General features: G+C 73.8%; 16 protein-coding genes. 8 read left to right on the top strand and 8 right to left on the bottom strand.

Annotated elements, in window-relative coordinates; translation table 11 throughout:
• Positions 1-27: 27 nt before the first annotated feature.
• Positions 28-921: a hypothetical protein gene (locus E4U92_RS12615; RefSeq protein WP_137300423.1), complete on the top strand. Its 894-nt coding sequence runs from the start codon at positions 28-30 to the stop codon at positions 919-921.
• A 61-nt stretch (positions 922-982) separates the two neighbouring features.
• Here the strand turns inward: E4U92_RS12615 and E4U92_RS12610 are convergent, their stop codons facing one another.
• From E4U92_RS12610 to E4U92_RS12595, 4 genes are all read right to left on the bottom strand, one after another.
• Positions 983-1705 carry a vWA domain-containing protein gene (locus tag E4U92_RS12610; protein ID WP_137300422.1) on the bottom strand — a complete coding sequence of 241 codons (723 nt, stop codon included), beginning with the start codon at positions 1703-1705 and terminating at the stop codon, positions 983-985.
• A gap of 206 nt (positions 1706-1911) precedes the next feature.
• Complete coding sequence (locus E4U92_RS12605) at positions 1912-3375, bottom strand: glutamate synthase subunit beta (RefSeq protein WP_137300421.1); 1464 nt, start codon at positions 3373-3375, stop codon at positions 1912-1914.
• Positions 3368-7966, bottom strand: coding sequence for a glutamate synthase large subunit (gene gltB, locus E4U92_RS12600; RefSeq protein ID WP_174863820.1), 4599 nt, complete (start codon positions 7964-7966; stop codon positions 3368-3370). The genes E4U92_RS12605 and gltB overlap by 8 nt, the downstream gene beginning before the upstream one ends.
• A gap of 371 nt (positions 7967-8337) precedes the next feature.
• On the bottom strand, positions 8338-9069 hold the full coding sequence (locus tag E4U92_RS12595) for a VIT1/CCC1 transporter family protein (RefSeq protein WP_137300420.1): 732 nt from the start codon (positions 9067-9069) through the stop codon (positions 8338-8340).
• Between the two features lie 279 nt (positions 9070-9348).
• Here E4U92_RS12595 and E4U92_RS12590 point away from each other — a divergent pair, with 279 nt between their 5' ends.
• Genes E4U92_RS12590 through E4U92_RS12560 form a run of 7 tightly spaced genes read left to right on the top strand, consistent with a single transcriptional unit; the run spans position 9349 to position 17154 of the window.
• A complete protein-coding gene (locus E4U92_RS12590) occupies positions 9349-10458 on the top strand; it encodes an ADP-ribosylglycohydrolase family protein (protein ID WP_137300419.1) in 1110 nt (369 codons plus the stop codon).
• On the top strand, positions 10455-11717 hold the full coding sequence (locus E4U92_RS12585; protein WP_137300418.1) for an ADP-ribosylglycohydrolase family protein: 1263 nt from the start codon (positions 10455-10457) through the stop codon (positions 11715-11717). Before E4U92_RS12590 ends, E4U92_RS12585 begins: the two co-directional genes overlap by 4 nt.
• Positions 11718-11725: 8 nt before the next feature.
• A complete protein-coding gene (locus E4U92_RS12580; protein WP_137300417.1) occupies positions 11726-12901 on the top strand; it encodes an ADP-ribosylglycohydrolase family protein in 1176 nt (391 codons plus the stop codon).
• On the top strand, positions 12889-14250 hold the full coding sequence (locus tag E4U92_RS12575; protein WP_137300416.1) for an ADP-ribosylglycohydrolase family protein: 1362 nt from the start codon (positions 12889-12891) through the stop codon (positions 14248-14250). The genes E4U92_RS12580 and E4U92_RS12575 overlap by 13 nt, the downstream gene beginning before the upstream one ends.
• Positions 14247-15140 carry a ribokinase gene (gene rbsK / locus E4U92_RS12570; protein ID WP_137300415.1) on the top strand — a complete coding sequence of 298 codons (894 nt, stop codon included), beginning with the start codon at positions 14247-14249 and terminating at the stop codon, positions 15138-15140. Before E4U92_RS12575 ends, rbsK begins: the two co-directional genes overlap by 4 nt.
• On the top strand, positions 15137-16327 hold the full coding sequence (locus E4U92_RS12565; protein ID WP_137300414.1) for a CaiB/BaiF CoA transferase family protein: 1191 nt from the start codon (positions 15137-15139) through the stop codon (positions 16325-16327). Before rbsK ends, E4U92_RS12565 begins: the two co-directional genes overlap by 4 nt.
• Positions 16324-17154 carry an HpcH/HpaI aldolase/citrate lyase family protein gene (locus E4U92_RS12560; protein ID WP_137300413.1) on the top strand — a complete coding sequence of 277 codons (831 nt, stop codon included), beginning with the start codon at positions 16324-16326 and terminating at the stop codon, positions 17152-17154. Before E4U92_RS12565 ends, E4U92_RS12560 begins: the two co-directional genes overlap by 4 nt.
• Before the next feature lie 69 nt (positions 17155-17223).
• On the opposite strand, the gene lgt is transcribed toward E4U92_RS12560, so the two are convergent.
• The 4 genes from lgt to trpB all read right to left on the bottom strand — a co-directional run bounded on the left by lgt (position 17224) and on the right by trpB (position 21328).
• Positions 17224-18264: a prolipoprotein diacylglyceryl transferase gene (gene lgt / locus E4U92_RS12555; protein ID WP_137300412.1), complete on the bottom strand. Its 1041-nt coding sequence runs from the start codon at positions 18262-18264 to the stop codon at positions 17224-17226.
• A gap of 84 nt (positions 18265-18348) precedes the next feature.
• A complete protein-coding gene (locus tag E4U92_RS12550; protein ID WP_137300411.1) occupies positions 18349-19131 on the bottom strand; it encodes a DsbA family protein in 783 nt (260 codons plus the stop codon).
• Positions 19132-19229: 98 nt separating this feature from the next.
• Positions 19230-20048, bottom strand: a complete 819-nt coding sequence (gene trpA / locus E4U92_RS12545; RefSeq protein WP_137300410.1) for a tryptophan synthase subunit alpha — start codon at positions 20046-20048, stop codon at positions 19230-19232.
• Positions 20045-21328, bottom strand: a complete 1284-nt coding sequence (trpB, locus tag E4U92_RS12540) for a tryptophan synthase subunit beta (protein ID WP_137300409.1) — start codon at positions 21326-21328, stop codon at positions 20045-20047. The genes trpA and trpB overlap by 4 nt, the downstream gene beginning before the upstream one ends.
• Between the last annotated feature and the right edge of the window lie 38 nt (positions 21329-21366).

Raw genomic sequence — 21366 nt, 5'->3', positions numbered from 1 at the left:
GTGCACGGCTGGCTTGGGGGTGCGGGCGTGGCGGACGGCGGACCGGTCGAGCGCGGCTACCCCCACCTGGAGACGGTGCGGGCGGCGATCACCGCGCTGTACAAGCGGCTGTCGTACGACACCATCCACGCGTTCGACACCAGTGTCGCGCCGGCCGACGTGGCGTTCTGCGACACCGACGACCTGTACCTGGGGGCGCAGCGGGTGGCGCGCGAGCTGGTGCGGCACTACCGGCTGCCGGACGCCCGGCTGGTCGTCGGCTTCCGGCGGATGGAGCACGCGGCGAACATCGAACTCACCGCGGGCCCCGAGTACTTCGTCGAGCTGAACGACCGGTTCCGCACCCATCGCCGGGACATCGGCGCGGCCCTGGCGCACGAGATCGCGCACGTGTACCTGCACCGGGTGGACCTCTCCTTCCCCGGCACCCGGGACAACGAGATCCTCACCGACACGGCCACGACGTACCTGGGCGCGGGCTGGCTGCTGCTGGACGCGTTCCGGGAGGACGGGGTGTCCTCGCAGAAGCTGGGCTACCTCACGCCGGAGGAGTTCGGGTACGTGCTGGCGAAGCGGTCGCTGGTGTTCGGGGAGGACCCGTCGGCCTGGTTCACCAGTCCGCAGGCGTACGAGGCGTACGCACGGGGGCTGGAGCGGGCCCGCGCCGACGAGCGCCGGCCGCCGCTGACCGCGGCGGGCTGGGCGGGCCGGCGACGCTACGCCCGCGACCGCCGCCACGCCCAGGACCACCGCCCGGGCCCGGCACCGGACGCCCCGTACACGTTCACACCGGACTCCCCCGGCCCGCTGCGCGTGACGTTCCCCTGCCCGACCTGCCACGCACGCGTCCGGGTACCGGTGCGGGGGCGGATACGGGCGCGGTGCGGGCTGTGCCGGACGGTACTGGAGTGCGACACCTGACGTCAGCCGTCCGCCAGGGCCTTCCTCGACGGGGTCGCCCTGCCGGGCTGACCGCCCACCCTCACCCGGTGACGATCCCCCGGGCCCGCGCGGCCGCCAGCCACTGCGGGAACCCGTCCAGCAGGCGGTCGTACAGCTCGGCGTCGGAGACCGCGCGCGGGTCGGGACCGGCGTGGAAGAAACCGGCGTTGTCGACGACCCGCTTGGCCGGCACCGGCAGTTCGTCCAGCTTGCGCAGGAAGTCGAACTGCCGGCTGCCCCGGTCGCCGAAGCCGACGAACTGCCAGAAGAGCGGCAGCGTCGACGCCTTGCACAGGTAGCGCTCGGCGGCAAGCTTGCTCATCGGGCCGCCGTCGGTCTGGAACACCACCAGGGCGGGCGCGGTGGCGCCGCTGTCGAGGTAGTGGTCGATGACCGCGTCCATCGCCGCGTGGTAGCTGGTCTTCCCCATGTGCCCCAGCCCGTCGGCGATCCGCGCGACGCGCCCCTCGTGGTCGTCGAGCGCGATCTCGCTCACCGCGTCGATGTCGGTGGAGAAGAACACCACGGGCACCCGCCCGTCGTCGTCGAGGTGGGCGGACAGCCCCAGCACCCGGTCGGCGAGCGCCTGCACGCTGCCGTCGCGGAAGTACGGCCGCATCGAACCGGAGTGGTCGACCACGAGGTACACCGCGGCCCGCTCCCCGGTCAGCCGGTGCTCGGTGAGGCTGACCGCGGCCGACTTGTACAGGTCGACCAGCGCCGGCGCGGTCTCCTCCACCTTGCTGAGACTGATCGCCGCCATGACCCCACCCCTCCGCGACCGGCCGGCGTGCGCCGCCCCGTTCGTCCACCGCGCCGTCCCCACCGGCGCCTGCCGTGCCCAACCTGCCACAGAAACCGGCCGGGGACGGCGGAAAAAGGCGTGGCGCCTGCCCGGTCGTCCGGTCGGGGACAGGGGGGCAGGCGCCGGGTGTTCCGTACGCCGTTGTACGGGACGTCTCAGGGGCCTCAGACCATCAGGGAGCGGTCCGTCGGGCGGATGGGGGCCGGCAGGTCGCTGGCGCCGGTCAGGAACCGGTCGACGCCGCGGGCGGCCGAGCGGCCCTCCGCGATCGCCCACACGATGAGCGACTGGCCGCGGCCCGCGTCACCGGCGACGAACACGCCCGGCACGTTGGTCTGGAAGTCGGCGTCGCGGGCGATGTTGCCGCGCTCGTCGAGGTCCAGGCCGAACTGCTCGACCAGGCCGTTCTCCCGGTCGGTGCCGGTGAAGCCCATGGCCAGGGTGACGAGCTGCGCGGGGATCTTGCGCTCGGTGCCCGGCTTCGGGGTCAGCCTGCCCTCGACGAACTCGACCTCGGACAGGTGCAGCCACTGGACGTTGCCGTCCTCGTCGCCCTCGAAGTGGGTGGTGGAGACGGAGTAGATCCGCTCGCCGCCCTCCTCGTGGGCGCTGGTGACCTTGTAGAGCATCGGGAAGGTCGGCCAGGGCTGGTTCGTCGGGTGCCGCTCGTCGTTCGGGCGGGGCATGATCTCGAGCTGCGTGACGGACGCCGCGCCCTGGCGGTGGGCGGTGCCCACGCAGTCCGCGCCGGTGTCGCCGCCGCCGATGACCACGACGTGCTTGCCCTCGGCCGAGATCGGGGGCGTCACGAAGTCGCCCTCCTGCACCTTGTTGGCCAGCGGCAGGTACTCCATGGCCTGGTGGATGCCCTTGAGCTCGCGCCCGGGCACCGGCAGGTCGCGGGCCGTGGTCGCGCCGACGGCGAGGACGACCGCGTCGTAGCGCTTCTTCAGGTCCGTGGCCTTCAGGTCGCGGCCGACCTCGACGCCGGTGCGGAAGCGGGTGCCTTCCGCGCGCATCTGCTCGATGCGCCGGTTGATGTGCCGCTTCTCCATCTTGAACTCGGGGATGCCGTAGCGCAGCAGGCCGCCGATGCGGTCCGCGCGCTCGTACACGGCGACCGTGTGGCCGGCCCGGGTGAGCTGCTGGGCGGCGGCCAGGCCCGCCGGGCCCGAGCCGATGACGGCGACGGTCTTGCCGGACAGGCGCTCGGGGATCTGCGGGGCGACGTCCCCGGTCTCCCACGCCTTGTCGATGATCGAGACCTCGACGTTCTTGATGGTGACCGGCGGCTGGTTGATGCCGAGCACGCACGCCGACTCGCAGGGGGCCGGGCACAGCCGACCGGTGAACTCCGGGAAGTTGTTGGTCGCGTGCAGCCGCTCCGACGCCGCCGACCAGTCCTCGCGGTAGGCGTAGTCGTTCCACTCGGGGATCAGGTTCCCCAGCGGACAGCCGTTGTGGCAGAACGGGATGCCGCAGTCCATGCAGCGGCCGGCCTGCTTGCTGATGATCGGCAGCAGGGAGCCGGGGACGTAGACCTCGTTCCAGTCCTTGACGCGCTCGGCGACGGGACGGGTCTTGGCGACCTCACGGCCGTGGTTCAGGAAGCCCTTCGGGTCAGCCATTGATCGCCGCCTCCATCATCTTCTCGGTGATCTCGGACTCGGAGAGACCGGCTCGCTCGGCGGCGTCCTTGGCGGCGAGCACTGCCTTGTACGTACTGGGGATGATCTTGCTGAAGCGCTGGACGGCGGTGTCCCAGTCGGCCAGGAGCTTGCCGGCCACGGTCGAGCCGGTCTCCTCCTGGTGGCGGCGCACCACCTCGTGCAGCCACTGCTGGTCGGCCTCGTCGAGCGCCTGCACCGACTCCAGGTTGCCGACGTTGACGTTGTCGCGGTCGAGGTCGATGACGTAGGCGACACCACCGGACATGCCGGCCGCGAAGTTGCGGCCCGTCGGGCCGAGCACCACCGCGTGACCGCCGGTCATGTACTCGCAGCCGTGGTCGCCCACGCCCTCGGAGACCACCAGCGCACCGGAGTTGCGCACGCAGAACCGCTCACCGGTGCGGCCGCGCAGGAACAGCTCCCCGCCGGTCGCGCCGTAGCCGATGGTGTTGCCCGCGATCGTCGAGTACTCGGCGAGGTGGTCGGCGGCCCGGTCCGGGCGCACCACGATCCGGCCGCCGGACAGGCCCTTGCCGACGTAGTCGTTGGCGTCGCCCTCCAGGCGCAGCGTCACACCGCGCGGCAGGAACGCGCCGAAGGACTGGCCGGCCGAGCCCGTGAACGTGATGTCGATGGTGTCGTCGGGCAGGCCCGCGCCGCCGAACTTCTTCGTCACCTCGTGGCCGAGCATCGTGCCGACCGTGCGGTTGATGTTGCGGATGGCGACCTGGGCACGCACCGGCTGGGCATCGTGCGCCGAGTCGGCGGCCAGCGCGTCGGCGGCGAGCCGGATCAGCTCGTTGTCGAGCGCCTTCTCCAAGCCGTGGTCCTGGGCGGCGACCTGGTGGCGCACCGCGCCCTCGGGCAGGGCGGGCACGTGGAACAGCGGGGCCAGGTCCAGGCCCTGGGCCTTCCAGTGGTCCACGGCGCGCTCGACGTCCAGCACCTCGGCGTGGCCGACGGCCTCCTCGATGGAGCGGAAGCCCAGCTCGGCCAGCAGTTCGCGGACCTCCTCGGCGATGAACCGGAAGAAGTTGACCACGTACTCGGCCTTGCCGGCGAAGCGGTCGCGCAGCACCGGGTTCTGGGTGGCGATGCCGACCGGGCAGGTGTCCAGGTGGCAGACGCGCATCATGACGCAGCCGGAGACGACGAGCGGCGCGGTCGCGAAACCGAACTCCTCGGCGCCCAGCAGCGCGGCGATGACCACGTCGCGGCCGGTCTTGAGCTGGCCGTCGGTCTGCACGACGATCCGGTCGCGCAGGCCGTTGAGCAGCAGCGTCTGCTGGGTCTCGGCGAGGCCGAGCTCCCAGGGGCCGCCCGCGTGCTTGAGCGAGGTGAGCGGGGAGGCACCGGTGCCGCCGTCGTGGCCGGAGATGAGCACCACGTCCGCGTGCGCCTTGGACACGCCCGCCGCGACCGTGCCGACGCCGACCTCGGAGACCAGCTTCACGTGGATCCGCGCCTGCGGGTTCGCGTTCTTCAGGTCGTGGATCAGCTGGGCGAGGTCCTCGATGGAGTAGATGTCGTGGTGCGGCGGCGGCGAGATCAGGCCGACGCCGGGCGTCGAGTGCCGCGTCTTCGCGACCCACGGGTAGACCTTGTGGCCGGGGAGCTGGCCGCCCTCGCCGGGCTTGGCGCCCTGGGCCATCTTGATCTGGATGTCGTCCGCGTTGACCAGGTACTCCGAGGTCACGCCGAAGCGGCCGGAGGCGACCTGCTTGATGGCGGACCGGCGCGCCGGGTCGTACAGGCGCTCCGGGTCCTCGCCGCCCTCACCGGTGTTCGACTTGCCGCCGAGCTGGTTCATGGCGATGGCGAGGGTCTCGTGCGCCTCCTGGGAGATGGAGCCGTACGACATGGCGCCGGTGGAGAAGCGCTTGACGATCTCGGAGACCGGCTCGACCTCCTCGACGGGGATCGAGGGGCGGTCGGACCGGAAGCCGAACAGGCCGCGCAGCGTCATCAGGCGCTCGGACTGCTCGTTCACCCGGTCCGTGTACTTCTTGAAGATGTCGTAGCGGGCGGTGCGCGTGGAGTGCTGGAGGCGGAAGACCGTCTCCGGGTCGAACAGGTGCGGCTCGCCCTCGCGGCGCCACTGGTACTCGCCGCCGATGTCCAGCGCGCGGTGCGCGGGGGCGATGCCGGAAGCCGGGTAGGCCTTGGCGTGGCGGGCGGCGACCTCGCGGGCGACGACGTCGATGCCGACGCCGCCGATCTTGGTGGCGGTGCCGCTGAAGTACTTCTCCACGAACGACTGGTCCAGGCCGACGGCCTCGAAGACCTGGGCGCCGCGGTAGGAGGCGACGGTGGAGATGCCCATCTTGGACATCACCTTCAGCACACCCTTGCCGAGGGCGTAGATCAGGTTCTTGATGGCCTGCTCGGTCTCCAGGCCGTTCAGGAAGGTGCCGGCGCGCAGCAGGTCCTCCACCGACTCCATCGCCAGGTACGGGTTGACCGCGGCGGCGCCGTAGCCGATGAGCAGGGCGACGTGGTGGACCTCGCGGACGTCGCCGGCCTCGACCAGCAGGCCCACGTGGGTGCGCTGCTTGGTGCGGATGAGGTGGTGGTGGACGGCCGCGGTGAGCAGCAGCGAGGGGATCGGCGCGTGCTCGGCGTCGGAGTGGCGGTCCGACAGCACGATCAGCCGGGCGCCGTTCTCGATCGCGGCGTCGGCCTCGGCGCAGATCTCCTCGATCCGCGCGGCCAGCGCGTCGCCGCCGCCGTGCACCCGGTACAGGCCGGACAGGGTCGCGGCCTTGAAGCCGGGCATGTCGCCGTCGGCGTTGATGTGGATGAGCTTGGCCAGCTCGTCGTTGTCGATGACCGGGAAGGGCAGCACGACGGACCGGCAGGACGCGGCGGTGGGGTCCAGCAGGTTGCCCTGGGGGCCCAGCGACGAGCGCAGGGAGGTGACCAGTTCCTCGCGGATCGCGTCCAGCGGCGGGTTGGTGACCTGGGCGAACAGCTGGGTGAAGTAGTCGAAGAGCAGCCGCGGGCGCTCGGACAGGGCCGCGATCGGCGAGTCCGTGCCCATGGAGCCGATCGGCTCGGCGCCGGTGCGGGCCATCGGGGCGAGGATGACGCGCAGCTCCTCCTCGGTGTACCCGAAGGTCTGCTGGCGGCGGGTGACCGAGGCGTGGGTGTGCACGATGTGCTCGCGCTCGGGCAGGTCGGACAGCTCGATCTCGCCGGCCTCCAGCCACTCGGCGTACGGCTTCTCCGCCGCGAGCTGGGCCTTGATCTCGTCGTCCTCGATGATGCGGTGCTCGGCGGTGTCCACGAGGAACATCCGGCCGGGCTGCAGGCGGCCCTTGCGGACGACCTTCGCGGGGTCGATGTCGAGGACGCCGACCTCGGAGCCGAGGACGACGAGGCCGTCGTCGGTGACCCAGTAGCGGCCGGGGCGCAGGCCGTTGCGGTCGAGCACGGCGCCGACCTGGGTGCCGTCGGTGAAGCAGACGCAGGCGGGGCCGTCCCAGGGCTCCATCATCGTGGAGTGGTACTGGTAGAAGGCGCGCCGGGCCGGGTCCAGGGAGGCGTGGTTCTCCCAGGCCTCGGGGATCATCATCAGCACCGAGTGGGGCAGCGAGCGCCCGCCGAGGTGCAGCAGCTCCAGGACCTCGTCGAAGGAGGCGGAGTCGGAGGCGTCCGGGGTGCAGACCGGGAAGATCCGCTCCAGGCTCTTCTCCTCGGACCCGAACAGCTCGGAGACGAGCTGCGACTCGCGGGCGCGCATCCAGTTGCGGTTGCCCTTGACGGTGTTGATCTCACCGTTGTGCGCGACGAACCGGTACGGGTGTGCGAGCGGCCACGACGGGAAGGTGTTCGTGGAGAACCGGGAGTGCACGAGCGCGATCGCGGAGGCGAAGCGGCGGTCGGACAGGTCCGGGAAGAAGGGCTCGAGCTGGCCGGTGGTCAGCATGCCCTTGTAGACGAGGGTCCGCGCGGACAGCGACGGGAAGTAGACGCCGACCTCGCGCTCGGCGCGCTTGCGCAGCACGAACGCCTTGCGGTCCAGGGCGATGTCGCGGCTGGTGCCGTCGGCGACGAAGAGCTGCCGGAAGGCGGGCATCGTCGAGCGGGCGGTGGCGCCGAGCAGCTCGGGGGCGACGGGGACGTCACGCCAGCCGAGGACCGTGAGGCCCTCCTCGGCGGCGATCGTCTCGATGCGCGAGACGGCGTCCGCGGCGTCGCCCTGGGGCAGGAAGGCGATGCCCACGGCGTAGGAGCCGGCCTCGGGCAGCTCGAATCCGGCCACCTCGCGGAAGAAGGCGTCGGGCACCTGGGAGAGCAGGCCCGCGCCGTCGCCCGAGTCGGGCTCGGAGCCGGTGGCGCCGCGGTGCTCGAGGTTGCGCAGTACGGTCAGCGCCTGCTCGACCAGCGTGTGGCTCGCCTCACCGCTGAGGGTGGCCACGAAACCGACGCCGCACGCGTCGTGCTCGTTGCGGGGGTCGTACATACCCTGCGCAGCAGGGCGAGCATCCATGAAGGACCAGTGCTGGCCGTTCGCGGAGTGCTGGGACGGCTGGCGCGGCGTACGCATCGGCTCTCCCGTCGTCGTCAAGTGGCATGTGCAGTGCCGAGGGACGACGTTGGCCCTCTGCGTGAGTGCAAAATTTCGTGCAGGTTACATGATGGAGCGTTTCTCGGGAAGCGGGATAATCCGTTCCACCATGCGGACGTCGGGGGGTGGCGACGAGGCGCCGCACCGGGCGGCACAAAGGCTGTGGGGGACCGAGGGGGACAGATCGGTGTCCGTCGGTCCGGGGGGCGGAAGGGGCGTCCTCGCCCGTTCCAGGGGTGCGCCTCGGGCGTCATTGCCCACAGCGCTTACGGCTCATGCCCGATGGTCATGCGGTCGAAACCAGCGAGTAACGGCTACGTATGCGGCCCCACGCATAAGTACCAGCCGACTCATCCTACGGCCGTTCCGAACCAACTGCCCAGGACGTACGTCACACCGGCCGCGGCCCCGCCGAGGGCGAGCTGGCGCAGTCCGCTGTACCACCAGGTCCGCGCGGTCACCCGGGCCACCACCGCACCGCACGCGAAGAGCCCGAAGAGTGCCAGCAGCACCGCCGGCCACAGCGCGCTCGCGCCCAGCAGGTAGGGCAGCACCGGGAACAGGGCGCCGAGCGCGAAGGAGCCGAACGACGACACGGCCGCGACCAGCGGGGAGGGCAGATCGGAGGGGTCGATGCCGAGCTCCTCGCGGGCATGGATCTCCAGGGCCTGCTCGGGGTCGCGGGAGAGCTGGCGGGCGACCTGCCGGGCGAGGTCGGCGTCCACGCCCCGGGCCTCGTACAGGGCGGCCAGCTCGGCCTCCTCGTCCTGCGGGTGCTTGCGCAGCTCCCGCCGCTCGACGTCCAGCTCGGCCTCGACCAGCTCGCGCTGGGAGGCGACGGAGGTGTACTCGCCCGCGGCCATGGAGAAGGCACCGGCGGCCAGGCCCGCGAGCCCGGTCAGCACCATGGTGTGCTGGCTGACGGAGCCGCCGGCGACGCCGGTCATCAGGGCGAGGTTGGAGACCAGGCCGTCCATCGCGCCGAAGACGGCGGGGCGCAGCCAGCCTCCGTTGACGTCGCGGTGGGTGTGGTTGTCGCGGTGCGCCTCGTGGAGTGCCGCCTCGGTGTCGATCAGGGCCATGAGGTTCCCCCAGCAAGCTAAGCCAAAGCTAACTTTGGACGAGTTCTACTTTTGAACAACCCTGACAGTAGCTCTCCCCTTCCCTGTCCGCCAGCAAGGAAAGGCTGGGCTAACCTGCGGCTTTTACCTTCTTTGCTCATCTGATCGACTTCCTCCACAGATGTCGACCGGGTGACTCCGGGAGCCGTCAGGCTGAGGTCAACCGCCGACGGTGGGACAGATCCGCAGAAGGCTCCGCGGCCCGGCGGACCCTCGTCCCACCTCTGGAGAGGCCGAGGCATGGCAACGACCGCCCGCATCCCCACGGTCCCGGCGCCCGGGGACGCCGCCGACCTCCGCGACCGCGCCCGCGGCGCCCTGCTCGGCCTCGCCGTCGGCGACGCCCTCGGCGCCCCCGCGGAGAACCTGCGCCCCTCCGAGATCCGCGCCCGCTGGGGCCGCATCACCGGCTACGTCACCGACCGCCCGGCCGGCACGGACGACACCGAGTACGCGATCTTCTCCGGCCTGCTGCTCGCCCGCCACGGCTCCGCGCTGACCCCGGCCCACGTGGAGGCGGCCTGGCACGCGTGGATCGCCGACCGGGCCGAGGGCCCGTTCCGCGGGGCCGGTTTCAGCGAGCGGGGCACGCTGGAGAACCTGCGCCGGGGCCTGGCCGCGCCGATCTCGGCGCAGCACCGCCACGCCTGGAGCGACGGGCTGGCGATGCGGGCGGCGCCGTTCGGCGTCTTCGCGGCGGGCCGCCCCGCGGAGGCGGCCCGGCTGGTCGCGATCGACGGCTCGGTGAGCCACGAGGGCGAGGGCATCTACGGCGGCCAGGCGGTGGCCGCGGGGGTCGCGGCGGCGATGGCCGGGGCACCGGTGGACTCGGTGATCGCCTCCGCGCTGGCGGTGGTGCCGGAGGACTCCTGGACGGCCCGCTCCCTGCGCCGCGCGGTGGCCGTCGCCCACCGCGGCGAACGGGCCGTGCGCTCGGCGGTGGTCATCGGCGGCTACCCCTGGACCGACCTCGCGCCCGAGGCGGTCGCCCTGGCCTTCGGCGCGTACGCGGCGGCCGACGGGGACTTCCGGGACGCGGTGCTCACCGCGGTGAACATGGGCCGGGACGCCGACACGACGGCCGCGGTCGCCGGCGCCCTGGCCGGCGCGACACAGGGCATCGCGGCGGTCCCCCGGGCCTGGTCCACCGCCATCGGCCCGGCCCGCGGCACCTGCCTCCCGTCGATGAGGGGCCACCACGTCCTGGACGTGGCGGAACTCCTGGTCCCCGGGGAGGGCGAGAAGTGGGGAGCGGGGGTGGCGGCGTCGGCGGATCCGGGAAGGGCTGAGCCGCCGCGACCCGCCGACTTCGCGCTGGTGGCCGACACTGAGGCGGGAGCAGCGGGATGACCCTGTCCTTCGCCCCCGCGGCCGCCGACGGCGAGAACCCCCCACCGGGGCCACTCGCACCCGACGACGAGAGTTGTACGGGTGGTGCGGGTAGGAGCAAAAGGGCCGACGGCGAAGCCGAGGCCGTAGTCACCGCCCCCCGGCACGGGCACCGCATCCAAGGTCTCCTGCTCGGCCTGGCGGCAGGCGACGCCGCCGGGTGGCCCGCCGCCCGCCACCGCGCCGCCCGCATGCCGGAGTGGACCCGCCGCCTCACCCGCGAGCTGGACACCTTCGCCGAGCAGAACGCGACCACCACCCTCCCCGTCCCGATCGCCCTCAACCAGCCCCCCGAACCCCTGCGCCTCGGCCCGTCCGACGACGCCGAGTGGGCGGCCTTCGCCGCGGAGGCGCTCCTGCGCGCCGGTGACGACGCCGCGCTCGGCGACCTCAGCCGGGAGCGCCGTACCCGCGCCGCCATCGACCTCACGTGGAACGCCGTGGCCGCCGAGGTCGCCGCCGCCGCGGACCGCGCCCCCGAGGTCGAGTCCGCCGTCCTGCCCCTGCGGGCCCGGATCTCCGTGCGGGCCGGCCTCGGCAACCTGGCCGCCGGTCTGCGCCCGCCCGCCACCGGCCACGACAACCCGCACTACTTCGACGACGCCGCCTGCGTCCGCGCCTGCGTCCTCGCCGTCGCCCACCCGGGGGACCCCGGCGCGGCAGCCGACCTCGCCGAGTTCGACGCCCGCTACACCCAGGACGGCGACGGCGTGCACGGCGCGCGGGCGATGGCGGCGGCGGTGTCCCTGGCCCTGTCCGGCGCACCCCCGGCCGCCTGCGCCGAGGCCGCCCTCGGCCAGCTCCCCGACGCCACCGAGATCGGCCGCAACGCCCGCCAGGCGCTCACCCTCGCCCGTACCGCCGAGGGCGCGTTCGCCCTGGTCCCGCTGCTGGAGCACCAGATCGTCGACCACGTCTACAGCTACGGCATCGCGGCCGCCGAGACCGTGCCGGTCGCCCTGGCCCTCGCCCTCGCCGCGGGCGGCCGGATCGCCGAGGCGGTGCCCGCCGCCGCGTGCCTGTCCCGGGTCGCCGACTCCGCCCCGGCCCTCGCGGGCGCCCTCACCGGTGCGCTGGGCGGCGGCGCCGCGATCCCCGCGTCCTGGCGCGCCGCCTGCCGCACCCTGTCCGGCTGCGCCCTGCCCCGGCTCACCGGGACGGACCTGGTGGAACTCGCCGAACTCCTGGAAGCCCTCCAACGGCCCCGACCGAGGGGATGATTCTGCCCATGGTGAACAAACCGGCAGAAATCCCCGGGGTAGCGCTGGACGACCGCATCACCGCCGCACTGGTGGGAGCGGCCGTCGGCGACGCCCTCGGCGGACCGGTCGAGGGCTACTCCCCCGACCAGATCCTCGAACGCCACGGCGGCCGCGTCCACGGCGTCGTCGGCCCCTGGAACGGCGACGCCTGGCGCACCGCCCGCCCCCTCGCGCCGTACCACAAGGGCGACGGACACGTCACCGACGACACCTTGATGACCCACGCGCTGGTCCGGGTCTACGCCCGCGTCCGCGACCACCTCGACGCCTACGCGGTCGCCGACCACCTGGTCCCCGACCTGATGACCACGCCCCGCTGGATCCCGGAGCTGGAGGCGGAGGCCCTGCCGCTGCAGCGGATCTTCCTCGCGGAGAAGTGGCTGGTGGCCCGGCTGCACTACGGCCACGTCGACCCGCGCGAGGCCGGCGTCGGCAACATCGTCAACTGCGGTGCGGCGATGTACATGGCACCGGTCGGCCTGGTGAACGCGGCCCACCCGCGCGCCGCGTACGCCGAGGCGCTGGACGTCGCGGGCGCCCACCAGTCGTCGTACGGCCGGGAGGCGGCCGGGGTGTTCGCCGCCGCGGTCGCGGCGGCCTGCGCCCCGGGCGCCACCCCGGAGTCGGTAGTGGGGGCCTGCCTGGCGGTGGCGAAGGACGGCACGCGCACCGCGGTCGAGCGGGTCTGCGAGGCGGCCGCCCGGCACACCGACACCGAGTCGGCCCTGCGCCCCCTGCGCGAGGCCGTGACCCCCTACGACACGGTCGGCCCCGACTACCGCGCCCCCTCGCTGGGCGCCCGGCGGCCGTCCCGCCTGCACGCGATCGAGGAACTGCCCGTCGCCCTGGGCATGGTGGTGGCCGCCGGCGGCGACTACCGGCAAGCGGTCCTCGGCGCCGTGAACTACGGCCGCGACTGCGACTCCATCGCCACGATGGCCGGCGCGGTGGCGGGCGCGCTCGGCTCGCCCGCCCCCGAAGAGTGGGCCGAGCAGGTGGCCGAGGCCAGCCACCTGGACCTGGCGGAGCCGGCCCGCGTCCTCACCGGGGTGGCCCGCGAGGTCTTCGCCCGGGACGTCGAGCGGCGCCGCGCCCACGAGGCGGCCTTCACCGTGCTGGGAGGCGCCCGATGCTCCGCGTGACCTGGGTCCAGCCCGAGGACCTCCTCGGCCACGAGCTGCGCCAGGCGGCCCTGGACGGCCGCGAACCGTCGCGGATCGCCGCGCGCTGGAAGGCGGCGGGCGGCCCGGACGCCCCCCGGACCGCCGGCGCGTCCCCCGGCGGGGCCTCGCGCTACCTGCGCCTGCTCGCCGAGGACCTGCTGGACGAACTGGCCGAACTGCCCGGCGCCCTGGACGAGGACGAGCCGACCGACCTCGGCCGGATCAGGTCCCTGTGCCCCGACTGGCCGGCGCCGGCCGAGGCCCGGGTGCCCGATGCGGCCCGCTACGAGGCGGCCTGGCTCGGCCGGGCCGTGGGCTGCCTGCTCGGCAAGCCCGTCGAGAAGCTGCCCCTGGACGCGATCCGCGCCCTGGCCCGGGCGGCCGGCAACTGGCCCCTGTCCGGGTACTTCACCGCCCGCGGGGTCCCCGCCGACCTGCTCCTCGCCCACCCCTGGAACCGCCGTTCGGCCGCCACCTCCCTCGCCGAGAACATCGACGGGATGCCCGAGGACGACGACCTCGACTACCCGCTGCTGAACCTGCTGCTGCTCCAGCGCCACGGCCGGTCCTTCACCACCGCCGACGTGGCCCGGCTGTGGCTGGACGAACTCCCCGCCGGCCGCACCTTCACCGCCGAGCGGATCGCCTACCGCAACCTGCTCAGCGGCATCGAGCCCCCGCACACCGCCCGCCACCGCAACCCGTTCCGCGAGTGGATCGGCGCGCTGATCCGCGCCGACGTGCACGGCTGGACCAACCCCGGCGCCCCGGCCGCCGCGGCCGAACAGGCCCACCGCGACGCCGTCCTGACCCACACCGCCAACGGCGTCTACGCCGCGATGTTCATGGCCGCCGTCGTCGCCGCCGCCGCGACCGGCACCCACGACGTCCACGCCTGCCTGCGCACCGGCCTGACCGTCGTCCCGCCCCGCTCCCGCCTCGCGCGGGCCGTCACCGACGCCGTGCACCTGGCCGAGCGGCACGAGGACTTCGACGCGGTCGTCGACGCGCTCCACGCCCGCTACTCCCCCGCCCACCACTGGGTGCACGCCCTGCCCAACACCGCCCTGACCGCCGCCGCCCTCACCCACGCGGACGGCGACTTCACCGGCTCCGTCTGCCGGGCCGTGTCCGGCGGCTGGGACACCGACTCCAACGGCGCCACGGCCGGCGGCGTGGCCGGGCTGCTCGCCGGCTCCCCCGCCGCCCTGCCCGACCGCTGGACGGCCCCCCTCAAGAACCGCCTGGCCACCTCCGTGCCCGGGTTCGACGGCACCGGCCTCGACACCCTGGCTCAGCTCACCCACCGGGAGGCTTCCCGCCCATGACCGACATCGTCGTGCTCGGCAGCACCAACATGGACCTCGTGGCGTACGTCGAGAAGGCACCGCTGCGCGGAGAGACCGTCACCGGGCGGGAGTTCCGCACCGTCCCCGGCGGCAAGGGCGCCAACCAGGCCGTCGCCGCCGCCCACGCGGGCGGCACCGTCTCGCTGATCGGCGCCGTCGGCGACGACGCCTTCGGCGGCCGGCTGCGCTCCGCGCTGGAGCACTCCGGCGTCAGCACCGACCACCTGCGCACGGTGGAGGGCCCCTCCGGCACCGCGCACATCGTGGTCGACGACGAGGGCGGCAACTCCATCGTCGTCGTCCCCGGCGCCAACGGCACCGTGGAGCGGCTCGCCCCCGGCGACGAGGGCCTGATCGCCTCCGCCGACGCGCTGCTGCTCCAGTTGGAGATCCCCCTGGCCGCGGTCGTCGCGGGCGCCCGGACCGCCCGCGCGCACGGCGTCCGCACGATCCTCACCCCCGCCCCGGCCCAGCCGCTCCCGCCCGACCTGTTCGACGCCACCGACCTGCTGGTGCCCAACGAGCACGAGGCCACCACCCTCACCGGCCGCACCGACCCGCTCCAGGCGGCGATCGCCCTGCTGGAGGTCGTCCCGGAGGTGGTCGTCACGCTCGGCGAGTCCGGCGTCCTGTACGCGGCCCGCGGCGAGGAGCCCGTCGCCGTGCCCGCGCCGCGGGTCACCGCCGTGGACTCCACGGGCGCGGGCGACACGTTCGTCGGCGCCCTGGCCGTGGCGCTCGGCGAGGAACGCCCGGTCCGCGAGGCCCTGGCCTGGGCGGCGACGGCAGCCGCCCTGTCGGTGCAGCGCCCGGGCGCCTCGGCGTCCATGCCGCACCGCTCCGAGATCGACGCGGGGTACGCCTCATGAGCCGCCTCCCGCTGGCCGGACTGCGCGTCCTGGACCTCGCCACCCTGTTCGCCGGGCCCCTCGCGGCCACCCTGCTCGGCGACTTCGGTGCCGAGGTCGTCAAGGTCGAGCACCCCACCCGGCCCGACCCGTCCCGCGGTCACGGCCCCGCCAAGGACGGCGTGGGCCTGTGGTGGAAGGTCCTCGGCCGCAACAAGCGCACCATGACACTGGACCTGTCCACCCCCGGCGGCCGCGCCACCCTGCTGCGCCTCGCCGCCTCGGCCGACGTGGTCGTGGAGAACTTCCGCCCCGGCACCCTGGAGAAGTGGGACCTGGGCTGGCCGGAGCTGTCGGCCGCCAACCCGCGCCTGGTGCTCGCCCGGGTCACCGCCTTCGGCCAGTTCGGGCCGAGTTCGCACCGCCCCGGGTTCGGCACCCTCGCGGAGGCGATGAGCGGCTTCGCCGCGCTCACCGGCGAACCGGACGCGCCCCCGACCCTGCCGCCGTTCGGCCTGGCCGACTCCATCGCGGGCCTGGCCACCGCCTACGCGGTGATGACGGCCCTGGCCGCCCGCGAGCACACCGGCGCGGGCCAGGTGGTCGACATGGCGATCATCGAGCCGATCCTCGCGGTCCTCGGCCCGCACCCGACCTGGTACGACCAGCTCGGCTACGTCCAGGAGCGCACCGGCAACCGCTCCGCGAACAACGCCCCGCGCAACACCTACCGCACCGCCGACGGCTGCTGGGTCGCCGTCTCGACGTCGGCCCAGTCCGTCGCGGAACGCGTGATGCGCCTGGTCGGCCGCCCGGAGCTGATCGACGAACCCTGGTTCGCGACCGGCGCCGGGCGGGCCGCCCACGCCGACGTCCTCGACGCGGCGGTCGGCGGCTGGATCGCCGCCCGCACCCGCACCGACGTCCTGGCCGCCTTCGAGAAGGCCGAGGCGGCGATCGCGCCCGTGCAGGACGTCCGGGACGTGCTGGCCGACCCCCAGTACACGGCCCTGCACACGGTCACCACGGTCGACGACCCCGAACTCGGCCCGCTGCGCATGCAGAACGTCCTGTTCCGGCTCTCGGAGACGCCCGGCGCGATCCGCTGGGCCGGCCGCCCGCACGGCGCCGACACCGACGCGGTGCTCACGGAACTGGGCCTCGCCCCGGCCGAGATCGCGGCCCTGCGGGAAGCGGGCGCCCTGTGACGACGTGCCCGCTGACCTGGCTGTACGTCCCCGGCGACCGCCCCCGGGTGGTCACCAAGGCGCTGGCCTCCGGCGCGGACGTGGTCGTGATCGACCTGGAGGACGCGGTCGCCCCCGACCGCAAGGAGTACGCCCGCGAGGCCACCGCGGAACGGCTGCGCGACCCGCAGCCCGTCCCGGTCCACGTCCGCGTCAACGCCCTGGACGGCCCGCACGCGCCGCTGGACCTGAAGGCGCTGGCCCACCTCCCCGGCCTGGCGGGCCTGCGCCTGCCCAAGGTGACCTCGCCGCAGCAGGTCAGGAACATCGCGGCCGCGGCGACCCCGCCGGACGCGGACACCCCGCCGCTGTACGCCCTGCTGGAGACCGCCCTCGGCATCGAGCACGCCCACGCCGTCGCCGGCGCCCACCCCGCGCTGCGCGGCATCTCCCTGGGCGAGGCGGACCTGCGGGCCGACCTGGGCCTGCGCGACGACCGGGGCCTGGACTGGTGCCGCTCCCGGATCGTGGTCGCCGCCCGCGCGGCCGGCCTGCCCGCCCCGCCCCAGTCGGTCCACCCCGACACCCGGGACCTGGAGAGCCTCGCGGCCTCCTGCGCCCACGGCCGGGCCCTCGGCTTCGTGGGCCGCGCGGCCATCCACCCCCGCCAGCTCCCGGTGATCGAACGGGCCTACCTGCCCACCCCGCGGGAGATCGAGGAGGCCCACCACATCCTCCGCGCCGCCCGCGCCCACCAGGGCGCCCAGGCCCTGCCGAACGGCACGTTCATCGACGCGGCGGTGGTGGCGACGGCCCGGCGCACCCTGTCCCTGGCCCACCGCGTGTGAGACACCCCGGGACACACCGAGGGCGCCCGGAACACTCCGGGCGCCCTCGGGACCGTGCGGGACCGGCCGTCAGCTCTTCTTGCCGCCGGCCGACCCGGTCTCGGCCCGGACCTCGGTCCCGGCCCCGTCCTCGGCGGGGGTCGCCCCCTCGTCGGTCTTGGTCAGGTCGGCGGGTCCGGTGCCGGGCCCGGCGTCGCTCCCGCCGGACTTGCCCTCGCCCTCGCCCGCCTTCTCGGACGCCCCGTCGGCCCCGTCCGCGGCGGAGGTTCCGTCGGCGGCCGTCCCGTCGGCGGAGGCGCCCGGCTCGACGACCTCCTCGCGGCCCGGCCGCTTCTTCGCCGACACCACGATGTACGTCACCGCGAGCAGGAACACGACCAGCGCGGTCCAGTTGTTCAGCCGCAGGCCCAGGACGTGGTGGGCGTCGTCGACGCGCAGGTACTCGATCCAGAACCGGCCCACGCAGTACGCGGCGACGTACAGTGCGAACGCCCGCCCGTGCCCCAGCCTGAACCGCCGGTCGGCCCAGATCACCAGCAGGGCCACGCCCACGCACCACAGGGACTCGTACAGGAACGTCGGGTGGTAGTACCCGGGCACCCGCCCGTCCGCCGAGGACGTGATGTGCAGCGCCCACGGCACGTCGGTCTTGCGCCCGTAGAGCTCCTGGTTGAACCAGTTGCCCCAGCGGCCGATCGCCTGCGCCAGCGCGATGCCGGGGGCGACGGCGTCGGCGTAGGCGGGCATCGGGATGCCCCGGCGCCGGGCGCCGATCCACGCGCCCAGCGCGCCGAGCGCGATCGCGCCCCAGATGCCGAGGCCGCCCTGCCACACCTTGAAGGCGTCCACCCAGTCGCGGCCCGCGCTGAAGTACAGCTCGTAGTCCGTGATCACGTGGTAGAGCCGCCCGCCGACGAGGCCGAACGGCACCGCCCAGACGGCGATGTCGGCCACCGTGCCGGCGCGGCCGCCGCGCGCGATCCAGCGCCGGTTGCCGAGCCAGACGGCGACGAAGACGCCGATGATGATGCAGAAGGCGTAGCCGCGCAGCGGAACGTGACCGAGGTGCAGGACCCCGCGCGACGGGCTGGGAATGTAGGCAAGTTCCATGGCAGGGTCGACGCTACCGTGCCGGGCCGGGCGGGGGGCGGGCAGCCCGGCTACGGGTCCATAACAGGCGGGTGAGAACGCCCCTTACCCCTGGTTCCGGTCCGCCTGCTCGACCAGTTGCTTCAGCTTGGCGGGCGTCATGGTGCGGTCCTGGTAGATGTTCTTGCCGTTCAGCAGGACCGTCGGCGTGCCGGTGAAGCCGCCGCTGCGGAAGGCCGCCTGGGACTTGGCCACCCAGCTGTCGTGGGTGCCGTCCTCCACGCACGTGCGGAACGACGGGGTGACCAGGCCCGGGACCTTGCCGGCCAGGTCGATGAGCTCGGCCTTGCTGCTGTAGGCGTCGTCGGTCTCCACGGGCTGGTTCTCGTAGAGCACGTCGTGGTACGCGGTGAACTTGCCCGCGTCCTGGGCGCAGGCCCCCGCGTTGGCCGCGGTGCGCGAGCCGCTGCCGCCCATGTTGCCGTCGATGAGGGTGGCCAGGTGGTACTCCACCTTGAGCCGGCCGGCGTCGGTCAGCTCGTGGATCGTCGAGCGGTACGCCGTCTCGAAGGCCTTGCAGGCGGGGCAGCGGAAGTCCTCCCACACGGTGAGCGTGGACTTCGCGCCGTCCTTGCCGACGGGGATCGCGAGGGCGTCCTTGCCCTGGGCGCCCGAGGGCGCCACCACCGGGCCGGAGCTCTCGCTCTTGTGGTCCTTGCCGGCGTTCGCCGCGACGACGCCGATCACGGCGGCCAGGCCCAGTACGCACACCACGCTCGCCGCGACGATCAGTGTGCGCCGGCGCCGCTCCGAGGCCTTCTGCTTCTCGCGCTCGACCGCCAGCCGCTGCCGGGCGGTGCGCTTTCCCTCACGATTCTTCTCGCTCACACCCCGGAAACGAACCGGGGAGGCGCAGCGCGCCTCCCCGGCTCCAGGTCCACCCGTTCGAGTGACCGGATCTTCCGGCGTCGTCGCCGGTCAGCGGGTCACGCCCGGCCGCGCACGCCCTGGGCCAGGTCGCCCGCGAGGGCGCGCACCGCCTCGACGCCGGCCGCGTGGTCCGGGGCGTCCAGCATCCGCTTCACGAACGCGGACCCGACGATGACGCCGTCGGCGAAGCCGGCCACCTCGGCGGCCTGCGCGGCGTCGGACACGCCCAGACCGACGCAGACCGGCAGGTCGGTGCCGGTGGCCCGGGTGCGTTCGACCAGGTCCTGGGCCTGCGCGCCGACGGACTCGCGGGTGCCGGTGACGCCCATCAGCGACGCCGCGTAGACGAACCCGCTGCCCGCCTCGGTGATCTGCGCGAGCCGCTCGTCCTTGCTGCTGGGCGCCACGACGAAGACCGTGGCGAGGCCGTGCTTCTCGGCGTGCTCCCGCCACAGCGCGGACTCCTGCACGGGCAGGTCCGGCAGGATCGCCCCGGCGCCGCCCGCCTCGGCCAGCTCGGCGGTGAACCGCTCGACGCCGTAGCGGTCGATGGGGTTCCAGTACGTCATGACCAGGACCGGCTTGCCGGTGGCGGCGTGGGCCTCGCGGACCGTGCGCATCACGTCGGCGATGCGGACGCCGCCGCGCAGGGCGATGTCGTCGGCGGTCTGGATGACCGGGCCGTCGAGGACCGGGTCGCTGTGCGGCAGGCCCACCTCGACGACGTCCGCGCCGCCGTCGAAGGCGGCCTTGACGGCCTCGATGCCGCCGTCCACCGTCGGGAACCCGGCGGGCAGGTAGGCGATGAGCGCGGACCGCCCCTCCGCCCTGGCGGCGGCGAGGGTGTCGGTCAACAGCCGGATGTTCCCGCTCACTTGGCGTCCCCCTCGATCTCGGCGATGTCCGCCTCGTCGGCGGCGACCTCGGCGTCGGTGTCGTACAGCCCGAAGTAGCGGGCCGCGGTGTCCATGTCCTTGTCGCCGCGGCCGGACAGGTTGACCACGATCAGGCCCTCGGGGCCGAGCTCGCGGCCGACCTCCAGGGCGCCGGCGAGGGCGTGCGCGGACTCGATGGCCGGGATGATGCCCTCGGTGCGCGACAGCAGGCGCAGGGCCTGCATGGCGGCGTCGTCGGTGACCGCGCGGTACTCGGCGCGGCCGGTGTCCTTGAGGTAGGAGTGCTCCGGGCCGATGCCCGGGTAGTCCAGGCCGGCCGAGATCGAGTAGGGCTCGGTGATCTGGCCCTCGTCGTCCTGCAGGACGTAGGAGCGCGAGCCGTGCAGGATGCCGGGCTCGCCCGCGGTCAGGGTCGCCGCGTGCTCGCCGGTCTCCACGCCGTGCCCGGCGGGCTCGCAGCCGACCAGGCGGACCGAGGCGTCGGGGAGGAAGGCGTGGAACAGGCCGATGGCGTTGGAGCCGCCGCCGACGCAGGCGACGGCGGCGTCGGGGAGCCGGCCGGCCCGCTCCAGGAGCTGGCGCCGCGCCTCGACGCCGATGACGCGGTGGAAGTCGCGGACCATCGCCGGGAAGGGGTGCGGTCCGGCGACCGTGCCGAAGAGGTAGTGGGTGCGGTCGACGTTGGCGACCCAGTCGCGGAACGCCTCGTTGATGGCGTCCTTCAGGGTGCGGCTGCCGGACTTCACCGCGACGACCTCGGCGCCGAGCATGCGCATGCGGGCCACGTTGAGCGCCTGGCGCTGGGTGTCGATCTCGCCCATGTAGATCGTGCACTCGAGGCCGAACAGGGCACAGGCGGTGGCCGTGGCGACGCCGTGCTGGCCCGCGCCGGTCTCGGCGATGACCCGGGTCTTGCCCATGCGCCGGGTGAGCAGGGCCTGCCCGAGCACGTTGTTGATCTTGTGGGAGCCGGTGTGGTTGAGGTCCTCCCGCTTCAGGAACACGCGCGCGCCCCCGGCGTGTTCGGCGAAGCGGGGCACCTCGGTGAGGGCGCTGGGGCGGCCGGTGTAGTTCACCAGCAGCTCGTCGAGTTCACGGGCGAACTCGGGGTCGTGCTTGGCCTTGTCGTACTCGACGGCCACCTCGTCCACGGCGGCGACGAGGGCCTCCGGGATGAACTTGCCGCCGAAGGCGCCGAAGTAGCCTTCCGCGCTCGGGACCTGGCCGTCCGGGTCGGGGATGAAGAAGTCGCTGGGCATGCGGATACCTCACGGTGAGTGTGGGTGGATCACTGTTC

The sequence above is a fragment of the Streptomyces galbus genome (assembly GCF_005280195.1).
Taxonomy (GTDB): domain Bacteria; phylum Actinomycetota; class Actinomycetes; order Streptomycetales; family Streptomycetaceae; genus Streptomyces; species Streptomyces galbus.
Note: the sequence above shows the minus strand (reverse complement) of the source record. Positions and strands in the feature narration are given on the sequence as shown.